Genomic DNA, 12,832 nt, shown 5'->3' with positions numbered 1-12,832 from the left:
CACTCAGTCCTCATCCTGAGGGCCCGCCAAAGGCGGGCGTCTCGAAGGATGACCGGATGGAAAGTCTCTCAAATGCGATAGCCCTGCCGCGCAGGCATGCGGCCTCTTGCACTTGAGTTCGCTCACAAGCTCTGTATAGAACTGGAATAGAAATAGAATATCATTCTGTACGGCAGAACGACGATAAAGGAGGGACGAACGATGGAATCTGAGCGCGTCCATCAAGGCGACGGCCCGCCGGTGTCGTTCAAGCCCGGCGCTGTCATCGCGGCCTTCGAGGCGATCCCTGATTTGTTGGCACGCGATGCCGCTCTGACCGCTCGTGGACGCTGGCTCGACGTCGACTGCCTGCTCGGGCCGAGCACGCAGCCGTTTCACGTCGCCATCCGCGCCGGCCAGATCGTGGATATGACTCCGGCGCCTGTCCTGATGCGCACCTGGCGTTTCGCGTATCGCGCGACGCCGGCCGCGCTTGCCGCCTATTGGCAGCAGATGCCGCCGGCGGGCTGGCATGACCTGCTCGCGCTGACCAAGAGCGGACAGGCGACGCTGGAAGGGGATCTGCATCCCTTCATGACGCATCTTCAGTATTTCAAGGATCTCCTGGCGCTGCCCAGGCAGAACGGTTTTGGAGGTGCGTCATGAACGGCTTCATCGAGCCGATCGTCGGGCGCTACGTCCACGTCGAAGTCAATGGCGAGATCAACCGGATCTACTTCGAGGAAAACGGCAGCGGCATTCCACTGGTCTGCCTCCACACCGCCGGTTCTGACGCACGGCAATGGCGCCATTTGCTCGGCGATGACGAGTTCACGAGAAATTTCCGCGTCATCGCCTTCGACATGCCCTGGCACGGCAAGTCCAATCCGCCTGACAGCCAATACGGCAGCGAATACCGGCTGACCACCGCAAGCTACACCGGGACCATCCGCGCGTTCTGCAATGCGCTGAAGCTGGAGCGGCCGGTGGTGATGGGCTGCTCGATCGGCGGCCGTATCGTGCTCAATCTCGCCATTGAGCATGCCCGCGAGTTTCGGGCCCTGATCGGGCTCGAGGCGGCGGACTTCCAGCAGCCATGGTACGACACGGCCTGGCTGAACCGGCCCGATGTCCATGGCGGCGAGGTGTGTGCCGCACTGGTGTCGGGCTTGATCGCGCCTGGCGGCCCCGAGGCGGCACGCAACGAGACGCTATGGGGCTACAAGCAGGGCGGTCCCGGCATCTTCAAGGGGGACCTGTACTTCTACCGGGTCGATGGCGACCTGCGCGGACGCACCGGTGCCATCGACGTGAACCAGTGCCCGCTCTATCTCCTGACCGGCGAGTACGACTTTTCCTGTACGCCCGAAGACACGCTGCGCACCGCTTCCGGCATCCCCGGCGCGAAGGCCACTGTCATGGAGCGGCTCGGCCATTTTCCGATGAGTGAAAACCCCGATCAATTCCGGCGCTACATCGCGCCGGTGCTGCAAGACATTCTCGACAATCAAAATCCGTAAAAGGGAGGCGTATCTCATGAAGTTGCATTGGATGATTGCGGCAATTCTGGCCGCACAGGCGAGCACCGCGCTTGCAGCCGATAATGTGATCAGGATCGGCGTTCTCAACGACCAATCCGGCGTGTTCGCCGACAATGGCGGGCGAGGCTCGGTTGCCGCTGCAAAGCTCGCCGCCGAGGATTTCGGCAACGAGTTGCTCGGCAAGAAGATCGAGATCATCTCTGCCGACCATCAGAACAAGCCGGATATCGCATCGGCCACCGCGCGCAAATGGTTCGACAACGAGGGCGTCGACATGATCGCGGACGGCGCGGCCTCTTCGGCCGGCTTTGCCATCCTGGAAGTCGCCAAGCAGAAGAACAAGATCTTCGTGATCTCGGGCCCCGGCTCGTCCGACTTCACCGGAAAGTCCTGTTCGCCGGTCAGCTTCCACTTCAACTACGACACTTACGCGCTGTCGAAGCTGACGAGCGATGCGATCACGCGTGCCGGCGGCAAGACCTGGTACTTCGTGACGGCCGACTACGCCTTCGGCCACGCACTCCAGCGCGACGCGACCAAGTTCATCGAGGCCGCCGGCGGCAAGGTGATCGGCTCGGCCGCGCATCCGCTCGGCACCGCCGACTTCGCGTCGTTCCTGTTGCAGGCGCAAGCCTCGAAGGCCGACGTCGTCGGGCTGGCGACCTCGGGCGCGGACGTGCAGACCGCGATCAAGCAGGCGGGCGAGTTCGGCGTCGTCGAGGGCGGCCAGAAGCTCGCCGGTCTCCTCGTCTTCATCACGGACGTGAATTCGCTCGGCCTGAAGGTCACCCAGGGCTTGCAGGTGACGACCTCGTTCTACTGGGACCTCAACGAGCAAACCCGGGCCTGGTCCAAGCGCTACGCCGCCCTGATGGATGGCAAGGTCGCAAGCATGGTGCAAGCCGGGGTCTATAGCGGCGTCCACCACTATCTCGCTGCCGTCAAGGCGGCGGGCACGACGGATGCGACGGCCGTTGCCGCCAAGATGCACGAGATGAAAGTCAACGATATGTACAACAAGGATGTCGCCATCCGCCCTGACGGGCGCGTGCTGCACACCATGCATCTGGTGCAGGTGAAAAAGCCGGAGGAGTCCAAGTACAAGTATGACTACTACCGGGTCGTCAGCTCCAAGCCGGGCGAAGAGGTGTTCCGGCCGATGAGCGAGGGTGGCTGCCCGCTGGTGAAATAACCGCGTCGACCGGGCGGGCCCGCACCGGCCGGTCGCAGGATTTTCGAAGGAGAGTAACGGAATGTCTGGTTCGATTGGGTTCATCGGTCTCGGGGTCATGGGCGAGCCGATCTGCCGAAACCTCTTGCGCAAGAGCGAGCGGCCGGTGCTGGCGTTCGACCTGGCCGCAGAGCCGCTTGCGCGGATCGTTGCCGATGGCGGGACCGCGGCGAAATCGGTCGAGGATGTCGTCGGCGGCACTGAGACGATCTTCCTGTGCCTGCCCAGTGCCAGGCACGTGATGTCGGTCTTCGAAGGCATCCTGCCCGCCATCGGAAGCGGCCAGACCGTGGTCGATCTCGGCACCTCCGATGTCGGCCTGACGCGGTCGTTCGCGAAGCAGCTCGCCGACAAGGGCGCGCTCTGGATCGACGCGCCGATCGCGCGCACGCGTCAGGCTGCGCAGGACGGCACGCTCAGCGTCATGGTGGGCGCGACAGTCGAGCAGTTCGCGAAGGTCGAGCCGTTGATCCGGCATTTCGCCACGGACGTCACTCTCTGTGGCGGCACCGGGGCCGGGCAGGTCACGAAGATCCTCAACAACATGGTGCTGTTCGAGACCGTCAATGCGCTGGCGGAGGCGGTCGCGATCGCCAAGCACAGCGGCGTCGAGCCGAAGCTGTTGCTGGAGACCCTGTCCAAGGGGTCGGCGGACAGCTTTGCCCTGCGTAACCACGGGATGAAGGCAATCGTCGCCAAGGAGTTTCCGCTGCGGGCCTTCTCGACCGAATATGCAATGAAGGATCTCTCCTACGCGCTGGAGCTGGGTGCGCAGGCCGGGCTCAATGTGCGCGGCGCCGCGCTGATGCGCACGATCTTCCAGGAGACGATCGACAAGGGCATGGGCGATGCTTATTTTCCCGTCATTGCAAAGCTCATCGATCCCTCCGGATTCCCCGACTAGGAGACCGCATGCCTTCGCCCGGTGTCGCCGCCGTCGACCGCGCCCTGAGCATCCTTGCCGCCTTCGAGGATGCGCCGGAGCCGATGACGCTGGCCGAGCTCGCCCGGCGTACCAAAATGTACAAGAGCACGCTGTTGCGGCTGATGACGTCGCTTCAGGAATTCGGCTATCTCGTGCAGTTCGCCGACGGCCGCTACCATCTCGGACCGACGCCGTTTCGGCTCGGCGCGGTCTACCAGCGCAGCAACAATCTGCATGATCGCGTGATGCCGCTGCTGCGCCAGCTCGTGGCCGATGGGACCGAGAGCCCCTCGTTCCACGTTCGCCATGACGCCAAGCGTCGGTTGTGCGTCTTTCGCGTCGATTCCCAGCATTCGACGCTCGACCGGGTCGAGGCTGGCATGCTCCTGCCGCTCGACCGCGGCGCGGCCGGCCGCGTCATTCTCGCTTTCGACGGTGACAGGGGCAACGCTTACGACGAAATCCGCGAAGCATGCATCGCGGTGTCGTTCGGCGAGCGCGATCCGGATTGCGCCGGCCTTGCCTGTCCCGTGTTCGGTCCCGGCGGCAAATGTATCGGTGCGCTGTCGCTTTCGGGCCCGAAGCCGCGCTTCACGCCGGAGAACGTCAAGAGGATGACGTCGCTCCTGCTGACGGCCGCCGTCCGCCTGACACGCGCCTCGGGCGGTCCGACCGAACTCCTGGACAGTGCCCTGGCCGCTTCGGCCGATACCGCCGCGCGGTCCACGCGCCGCGCAAGACGCTAGGCGGCCTACTGCTTCTGCAGCAGCTTGAGCCGGAAGCGCAGCGCTTCGCGGATATGCGCCCGTGCAAGCTGCTCCGCTTTGTCGCCGTTGCGCGCGGCGATCGCCTCGATGATGCCTTGGTGCTCGCCGTGACTGGTCGAAGGGCGGCCCGATACGGTGAAGGTGGTCGGGCCGAGCAGGGCGATCCAGTCCTGCAATTCGCGCGAAGCGTTGTCGAGATAGCGATTTCGTGCGGCCCGGCAGATCGCCTCGTGGAAGGCGCGGTTGAGCCGCGCCATTTCGGCGGTGTCGGTCTGGGGCGCCTCGACCAAAGCCTGTTCGATGTCCCGGAGCGCGTCGATCTCCGTCGTTGAGGCGTGTTCGGCGGCGAGGCGCGCCGCAGCACCCTCCATGATTTCGCGCATGGCGTAGAGCTCGAGCACCTCGGAAATGTCGAGATTGCGCACGATGAGCCCGCGGCCAGCGGCGGGCGCGACGAAGCCGCGTGCCGCGAGGCGGCCCAGCGCTTCGCGAACCGGGGTGCGGCTGACCTTCAGCCGCTGGGCGACCTCCTCCTCGCGCAGGCGGTCGCCCGCGCGGTAGCTGCCGGCCTGGAGCGCCTCGCACAGCGAACGGAATACGGCTTCGCCCAACGCAACGCCGGCGCTGCGCGCGATCGGTCCGCCTACCTTCGCCGGACGTCTGGCCATGGTCCCTCGATGCGCACCCTGCCATGCAGAGACGCGGCTTGCTTGCCTTATGTATATCTTTGTATACAAACGTACGCAATGGCTCGACGTGATCGGCGGGCCGCTGACGGACAGAATGTCTCTAATCTCGGACGCCATCGGGCAGACGATATGAGTAGCAAGTACGATGTGCTGGTGATCGGCGGCGGCAACGCGGCGTTATGCGCGGCGATCGCCGCGCGCCGCGCTGGGGCCTCGGTGCTGGTGCTCGAGGGGGCGCCGAAGTTTTATCGCGGCGGCAACACCCGCCACACCCGCAACATGCGCTGCGCCCACGACGCGGCGACCGAAATCCTGACCGGCCCCTACACCGAGGAGGAGTTCTGGGAGGATCTGCTGCGCGTCACCGGCGGGCAGACCGACGAGGTGCTGGCGCGCCACATGATCCGGGAGTCCAAGGACATCCTGAACTGGATCGTGGAGCAGGGTGTGCGCTGGCAGCCTTCGCTCGGCGGCACGCTGAGCCTCGGCCGCACCAACTCCTTCTTTCTCGGCGGCGGCCGCGCCATGCTGAATGCGCTCTATCTCACCGCCGAACGGCTCGGCGTCGACGTCGAATACGACGCCGAGGTCATCGACCTCGTGATCGAGGACGGCATGTTCCTCGGCGCGCGCCTCAAGCGGCCGATCAGGGGCGCGACCGAAATCCGCGCGACCTCGCTGGTCGCCGCCGCCGGCGGGTTCGAAGCCAACATCGAATGGCTGAAGCAATATTGGGGCGAGGCCGCCGACAACTTCCTGATCCGCGGCACGCCCTATAACCGCGGTTCGATCCTGAAGATGCTGCTCGACAAGGGCGTGCAGGAGGTCGGCGATCCCACCCAGTGCCATGCGGTCGCGATCGACGCCCGCGCGCCGAAATTCGACGGCGGCATCATCACGCGGCACGACTCGGTCGTGTTCGGCATCGTCGTCAACAAGCACGCGCAGCGCTTCTACGACGAGGGCGAGGACATCTGGCCGAAGCGCTACGCGATCTGGGGCCGGCTGGTCGCCGCGCAGCCCGATCAGATCGCCTACATCATCTTCGATTCGACGGTCGTCACGAGCTTCATGCCGACGCTGTTCCCGCCGATTGCCGGACAGACGGTGGCCGAGCTCGCCGGCAAACTGGAGCTAGATCCAGCCGCGCTGGAAAAAACCATCACCGAGTTCAACGCCGCGGTGCGGCCCGGTACCTTTGACCACACCATCCTGGATGACTGCGTCACGGAAGGGATCACGCCACCCAAGACGCACTGGGCGCGCAAGATCGAGACGCCGCCCTATCTCGCTTATCCGGTTCGGCCCGGCATCACCTTCACTTATCTCGGTACGCGCGTGAACAAGGAGGCGCGGATGCTGATGGCTGACGGCAAGCCGTCGGCCAACATGTTCGCGGCCGGCGAGATCATGGCAGGTAACGTGCTCGGCAAGGGGTATGCCGCCGGCATGGGCATGACCATCGGCAGCGTGTTCGGGCGGATCGCAGGACGGGAAGCGGCGAAACATGCACGGAACTAGGATTTTGGACGAAGCCGACCGTCTGATGACGGTCTGCAATTCCTGCCGTTATTGCGAGGGCCTGTGCGCGGTGTTTCCAGCCATGGAAATGCGCCGCGCCTTCTCCGACGGCGACCTCAACTATCTGGCAAACCTCTGCCATGCCTGCGGTGCCTGCTACGTCGACTGTCAGTTCTCGCCGCCGCACGAGTTCAACGTCAACGTCCCCAGGACGCTTGCGATCGCGCGCGCGGAATCCTATGCGGCCTATGCCTGGCCGCGGGCGCTCTCCGGCGCCTTTGCGCGCAACGGCCTCGTCATCAGCATCGTCGCCGCACTCAGCATGGCGGCCTTCATCCTCGGCTTCGCCGCGCTCTACGACCGCACTGTGCTGTTCGGCGTTCACACCGGCCCCGGCGCCTTCTACAAGCTGATGCCGCACAACACCATGGCCGCGCTGTTCGGTGCCGCCTTCCTCTATGCCGTTCTCGCGCTGATCATGAGCGTGCGCGCCTTCTGGCGCGATATCGGTCCGCCGATCGGCGGCCGCGCCGACGGCGGCTCGATCTTTCAGGCGATCCGCGATGCCGGCGAGCTGCGCTATCTCCATGGCGGCGGCGTCGGCTGCTACAACGAGGACGACAAGCCGACCGACCGGCGCAAGCTGTATCATCACCTGACCTTCTACGGCTTTTTGCTGTGCTTCGCCGCGACCTCCGTCGCCACGCTCTATCATTATCTGCTCGGCCGCGAGGCGCCGTATCCGTGGTGGGACCTGCCCGTGGTGCTGGGCTCGCTCGGTGGCATGGGCCTGATCGTCGGGCCGGTCGGGCTGTTCACGGCCAAGATGCGACGCGATCCGGCACTGCTCGACGAGAACCGCTACGGCATGGACGTCGGCTTCATCGCCATGCTGTTCCTGACCGGTCTCACCGGCATGGCGCTCCTGCTCCTCCGCGAGACCGCGGCCATGGGGCCGCTGCTGGCGCTGCATCTCGGCGCGGTGTTCGCGCTGTTCATCACCATGCCCTATGGCAAGTTCGTGCACGGCATTTATCGTTTTGCCGCCTTGGTGCGTTATGCGCAGGAGCGGCGGACGGCGGCGTGATCAGATATGATGGGATGAGGCTTGGTCGGCTCAACAATGGAAAGTGCGCTCCCTCTCCCGCTTGCGGGAGAGGGTTGGGGAGAGGGTCGCTCCGCAGTGGGACAATCCCCAAGAGGAGAAAGCCCTCACCCGCGCCTTCGGCGCGACCTCTCCCGCAAGCGGGAGAGGTGAACGAGCCGGGTTACGCAACCTCGCGCTCCGGCGAGGACGCCTGCTCACGGGCCATCGTCGTTGCCGTGACATAGTCGGTCTTGCCGGTGCCGAGCAGCGGCACCTTGTCGACGACCATGATCGTGGCGGGCACCGTCAGCTCGGACGCGCCGATCGTCTTGGCCTGGGCCTGCACCGCGCTGCGTTCGGCGGTCTTCTCCGTCGTCAGCAGCACGATGCGCTCGCCCTTGCGCTGGTCCGGGATCGACACCGCGACCGAAGCGGCCTGCGGCCACAGCGCTGTCGCGATGGCTTCGACCGCCGACAGCGAGACCATTTCGCCCGCGATCTTGGCAAAACGCTTGGCGCGGCCCTTGATGGTGATGAAGCCGGCGGCGTCGATCGCCACGATGTCGCCGGTGTCGTGCCAGCCCTCGGGAAGCTTCTCGAGCACGCCGGGGTTTTCGGCCCGCAAGTAGCCGAGCATCACGTTCGGCCCGCGCACCGAAAGGCGTCCGCCTTCCTCGATGCCGGGGACCGGATCGAGGCGGCTTTCCATCAGCGGCGACAGGCGGCCGACGGTGCCGGGACGGTTGGCCATCGGCGTGTTCATCGCCAGCACCGGCGCGGTCTCGGTGACGCCATAGCCTTCGAGGATACGGATGCCGTAGCGCTCCATGAACACCTGGCGGGTGCGGTCCTTGACCGCCTCGGCGCCGGCGATCACGAGGCGCAGGGTGCGAAAGTCGTAGGCATGGGCCGAGCGGGCATAGCCGGTGAGGAACGTGTCGGTGCCGAACAGGATCGTGGCGCCGGTCTGGTAGATCAGCTCAGGCACGATCCGGTAGTGCAGCGGCGAGGGGTACATGTAGATCGGAATCCCCGCCAGCAGCGGCATCATCATTCCGCCGGTCAGCCCGAAGGAGTGGAACACCGGCAGCACGTTGAACACCTTGTCGTTGGCGTTGGCGTCGACCCGCGCCAGCGCCTGCGCCGCATTGGCGAGGATGTTGCGGTGGGACAGCACAACGCCCTTCGGCGTGCCTTCCGAACCCGACGTGAACAGCACGACGGCCGGATCGCTCGCCTGACGGGACACCCGCGGCGCGGTGCCGGCGAGCAGGCCCTTGATCTTGTCGACGGCGCCGATCGAGGCGCGGACGTCTTCGAGATAGACGACGCGCGCCTCCGCGGAGATCGCGGTCAGCAGCTTGTCGAGCTTGCCCTTCTCGATGAAGGCCTTCGAGGTCAGCACGGTCTTGACCTGCGCGGCCTTCATGGCGGCGAGCACGTTGACCGGACCGGCGGAGAAGTTGAGCATCGCCGGCACCCGGCCGATGTTCTGCAGCGCCATGAACACCACGGCAACGCCCGCCGAGTTCGGCAGCAGCACGCCGACATTCTCGCCGACGGCGGTGCCGCTCTCCAGCTTCCGGCTCAGGACCTGCGTGCCGAGAATCAGCTTGCGATAGGTCAGCCTGGTGCCGAGCGCGTCCTCGATGACGACCTTGCCGGTGTCGCGGTCGCGATAGGCGTGTCCAAGTGCTTCGAACAGCGTATGGTCGAGCATGGCGTTCTTCACCAGGGCGTCGATCATCACGTCCTGGAGCGCGGCGCCGGCGGCATTGCGGCGTGTCTTGCCCTTCAGCGATTCGTCGACCGGGAGCTTGACCGGCGGAAGGATGGTGACCGTCACGCGCGGAAACCAGGACCGTTTGATCTGGCTGCTGTTGAGATAGCTGAGATAGGAGCGCTGTGCGCCCTCGATGCGCACCGGCACGACCACCGCGTCGGCCTTGTCGGCGATCATCGCAGTGCCGTCATAGACCTTCATCAGCGAGCCGGAGACGGTGATCCGCCCTTCCGGGAAGATCACCACCGGCTCGCCGGCGGCGACGAGCTTGATCAGATCGCGTGCGGCCAGCGGCTTGGTCGGGTCCATGGTGTAGTGCTTGACGACGCGCAGGAACGGCTTGGCCCACCAGGCCTTGGCGATGCCGGTATCCACCGCGAAGCTCGCGTCGATCGGCAGCACGGCGTGCAGCAGCGGGCCGTCGATCAGGCTGACATGGTTCGGCGCGATCAGCATGCGGGTGCCGGCCGGCGGCAGATTTTCGAGCCCGCGGACCTCGGTGCGGAACAGCGCACGGAACAGCAGTCCGCCGGCATCGCGCACGCCTTCCTTGCCCCACTTCGTGAGCACGAACCAAACGGCGCCGAAGCTGGCGACACCGAGGCCGAAGAAGATCCAGCCGATATGGAGGCCGGCCGCCTGCAGCAGCGCGACGAACAGCGAGCCGACCACCATGAAGGCGGCTTGCAGCACATTGCCGGCGGCGATGATGCGGGCGCGCTCGGAAGGCACCGACCAGGCCTGGACCGCGGCAAAGGACGGCACGACGAACAGGCCGCCGCCAAAGGCAAAGGCGACGAAGTCGGCCAGCATGCGCAGGCCCGCGAACGAGGTCGCGAAGCCGGCCGCAGTGAGGTCCTGAGCCTTGGCGGTCACGCCGATGGCCCAGGCGAGATCGAGGCCGGCACATCCCATGATGATGGCGCCGATCGGCACCAGCGCAAGATTGGGGCGAACGTGGCTCAGGCTGGCCGCAAACAGCGAGCCGATGGCGATGCCGATCGCGAAGATCGCAAGACACAGCGTCACCACGCCCTCGGTGCCGCCCACCACGTCCTTGACCAGCGCCGGCAGCAGCGACAGCACGATGGCGCCGACCAGCCAGAACCAGGAGACGATCACGGTGCCGTCCCACAGCCGATGATCCGCATGCAACGTCCTGAGCAGGCGGACCGTCGAGGTCCAGGGATTGGTGTCGACGGGCAGATCGGGCGCGGACGGCGTGGTCGCGGGAATGCGGGCGGCGAAGGCCCAGGACAACAGCGCCAGTACGACCACGGCCGATGCGACCCAGCCCATATGCGCGGAGCCGGCCACGAACTGGCCGCCGGCGACGGTGCCGAGCAGGATGGCCATGAAGGTCGCGCCTTCGACCAGCGCGTTGCCGGTCGCGAGCTCGCCGAGCTCGAGCTGGTCCGGCAGCATGGCGTACTTCACCGGGCCGAATAGGGCGGCGATGACGCCGAACAGCGCGAGCGCTGCGAACAGCAGCGGCACCGAATGCAGGAAGAAGCCGGCGGCGGCAAAGGCAGCGGCGAAGATCTCGGCGAATTTGAGCCGCCTTGCGACAACGGATTTGACGTACTTGTCGGCGAGCTGGCCGCCGAGCCCGGACAGGATGAAATAGGGGAAGATGAAGACGGCGCCTGCGACCGTCACCAGGGCGTCGCCGTGGCCGGTCGCGGCGCTGTAAAGCAGGATGATGACGAGTGCGTTCTTGAGCACGTTGTCATTGAGCGCCGAGAAGAATTGCGCCCAGAACAGCGGCGCGAAGCGGCGTGACGACATCAATTCCCTGATCATGACTAGTCCTGTTTTGGAAAGGCAGCCTGAGTTTCGTTGCGGTGGGGCGTCGGGATCAGACGATATGCGACGGCTATTGCAGGTGAGGACGATCGTCCCGGCCTGCTTTGAGCCGTCGCTCCTTCCGATCCTCTTGGTCTCCGATTGGCGCAATTAGGTTCGCAAATGACTTTGGTCGCGGCGTATCTGGCGGCAGGAGGGCCGCAGCTCCAGGGATATCGCGTCGGGCGATGAGGAAGAGTTGAACCGCATCGCCGAGAGCCGCGAAATCAGGCGTGAACGTCGGGACATGGTGAGTCCTTCATTGTAGCCGGCTCTTGCATTCGAACCGATCGGAGCGTGCCGGCAGCGCCTCTCAGGTGAGGTGGGAGAGGTGCCGAAACGGCGAGAGGCGACCGAGCAGGCTGAACCGGCGCCGCTCGGGCGCGGCTCGCCCGCCACATCCGGAAGGTCGCGCGGCGCTCGGCGAGCACCCCGGCGATGTCGCAGGCGTTTGCGATGCGATCGATCGGGGCCATGACGAACCGGATCAGGGTGCGGCCAAATCCGCTCGCGAGAGCCGCGGCGTCGTCGACGAAAGTGGTGGCGATATCAACAGCAAGGGTTTGCATTTTGCAGGCCTCCAGGTTAATTTGAACAATGTTCATATGAGTAGCTTGAAAATGAACAATGTTCAAGAAGAATCGCTGCGCGACCAGAAAAAAAGTCGGCGCAGGCTCCTGATCCTTGAGATCGCCCGCGGCATAATTTCAGCTAAGGGTCTGAGATCGTTGAAAGTTCGGGATATTGCGGAGGCTGCCGGGTGTTCCGTGGGCAGCGTCTATAACGAGTTCGGCGACTTCGACGGGGTGATCCTGACCGTCAACCGGGAGACCGTTCAGGCGCTCACGGCGCGGCTCCGCGCGGTTCCGGCCGAGGATCCGGTCCGCCAGCTCTACGGCCTTGCGGCGACCTATCTCGAATTTTTCGCCGCGCACGCCAATTTGCTGCGCTCGCTGTTCGAGCACCGGATGGAGGACGATCGGCCATATCCGGACGACATTCTTCAGATGGTGATGGACGCCTTCGCGCTGATGCACCCGCCCTTGGTGCGGCTTTTGCCGGATGCGGATGACGTGAAGATCGCGCTGCTGTCACGTACGCTGTTTTCCGCCGTGCACGGCATCATCTCGCTGGGTCTCGAAGAGCGCATGGTCGCCGTGCCGCCGCAGATGTTGCGCCAGCAGGTCGACCAGTTTCTCGACGTGCATCTCGCCGGCCTCGGCATTCTGCCGGTCGGAGAACGGTCATCCTGATGAGGCTCGCAGGGCTGGAATAGGTGGCGCTGCGGGTGGCGAACTCGCCGTCGAACGTGACCGCCAGCGCGACACCGTTAAAGTTCGCTCCGCCTGTCGAAGGCTGTCGGCCGTAACAGGGCAGGATGAAGCCGCTGCCGGCCGAGGGGGCCGGGTCGGGGCCACCTGCGAGACGCGTCGGCTGGATCAGGATGCAATCGCTTGTGGCTCG

General features: G+C 65.2%; 10 protein-coding genes. 8 read left to right on the top strand and 2 right to left on the bottom strand.

Annotation, left to right across the window (positions count from 1 at the left end; all coding sequences use genetic code 11):
* The first annotated feature begins 201 nt into the window (after positions 1–201).
* The 5 genes from AX729_RS11780 (at position 202) to AX729_RS11760 (ending at position 4,422) form a co-directional block, all read left to right on the top strand.
* Positions 202–645 (top strand): hypothetical protein, encoded by a 444-nt coding sequence (locus AX729_RS11780; protein WP_061023155.1) that lies wholly within the window; start codon positions 202–204, stop codon positions 643–645.
* Positions 642–1,499: an alpha/beta fold hydrolase gene (locus tag AX729_RS11775; protein WP_061023153.1), complete on the top strand. Its 858-nt coding sequence runs from the start codon at positions 642–644 to the stop codon at positions 1,497–1,499. Before AX729_RS11780 ends, AX729_RS11775 begins: the two co-directional genes overlap by 4 nt.
* A gap of 16 nt (positions 1,500–1,515) precedes the next feature.
* Positions 1,516–2,712, top strand: a complete 1,197-nt coding sequence (locus tag AX729_RS11770; protein WP_061023151.1) for an ABC transporter substrate-binding protein — start codon at positions 1,516–1,518, stop codon at positions 2,710–2,712.
* A 61-nt stretch (positions 2,713–2,773) separates the two neighbouring features.
* Positions 2,774–3,655 carry an NAD(P)-dependent oxidoreductase gene (locus AX729_RS11765; protein ID WP_082770410.1) on the top strand — a complete coding sequence of 294 codons (882 nt, stop codon included), beginning with the start codon at positions 2,774–2,776 and terminating at the stop codon, positions 3,653–3,655.
* An 8-nt stretch (positions 3,656–3,663) separates the two neighbouring features.
* Complete coding sequence (locus AX729_RS11760; protein WP_061023146.1) at positions 3,664–4,422, top strand: IclR family transcriptional regulator; 759 nt, start codon at positions 3,664–3,666, stop codon at positions 4,420–4,422.
* A gap of 5 nt (positions 4,423–4,427) precedes the next feature.
* Here AX729_RS11760 and AX729_RS11755 read toward each other — a convergent pair whose 3' ends face one another.
* Positions 4,428–5,111: a GntR family transcriptional regulator gene (locus AX729_RS11755; protein WP_061023143.1), complete on the bottom strand. Its 684-nt coding sequence runs from the start codon at positions 5,109–5,111 to the stop codon at positions 4,428–4,430.
* A 150-nt stretch (positions 5,112–5,261) separates the two neighbouring features.
* Between AX729_RS11755 and tcuA the strand changes: the two genes are divergently transcribed.
* Complete coding sequence (tcuA, locus tag AX729_RS11750) at positions 5,262–6,653, top strand: FAD-dependent tricarballylate dehydrogenase TcuA (protein WP_061023141.1); 1,392 nt, start codon at positions 5,262–5,264, stop codon at positions 6,651–6,653.
* Positions 6,640–7,740: a tricarballylate utilization 4Fe-4S protein TcuB gene (gene tcuB / locus AX729_RS11745; protein WP_061023138.1), complete on the top strand. Its 1,101-nt coding sequence runs from the start codon at positions 6,640–6,642 to the stop codon at positions 7,738–7,740. The genes tcuA and tcuB overlap by 14 nt, the downstream gene beginning before the upstream one ends.
* 181 nt (positions 7,741–7,921) lie before the next feature.
* Here the strand turns inward: tcuB and AX729_RS11740 are convergent, their stop codons facing one another.
* Entirely contained in the window at positions 7,922–11,326 is a 3,405-nt protein-coding gene (locus tag AX729_RS11740) for an acyl-[ACP]--phospholipid O-acyltransferase (RefSeq protein WP_061023136.1), read from the bottom strand.
* A gap of 662 nt (positions 11,327–11,988) precedes the next feature.
* Between AX729_RS11740 and AX729_RS11730 the strand changes: the two genes are divergently transcribed.
* Positions 11,989–12,621, top strand: a complete 633-nt coding sequence (locus AX729_RS11730; protein WP_082770409.1) for a TetR/AcrR family transcriptional regulator — start codon at positions 11,989–11,991, stop codon at positions 12,619–12,621.
* The last annotated feature ends 211 nt before the right edge of the window (positions 12,622–12,832 follow it).

This window comes from Bradyrhizobium sp. CCH5-F6 (assembly GCF_001556045.1).
Lineage (GTDB): Bacteria > Pseudomonadota > Alphaproteobacteria > Rhizobiales > Xanthobacteraceae > Bradyrhizobium.
The sequence above is the reverse complement of the archived record's forward strand: the minus strand, read 5'-3'. Positions and strand labels throughout refer to the sequence as shown.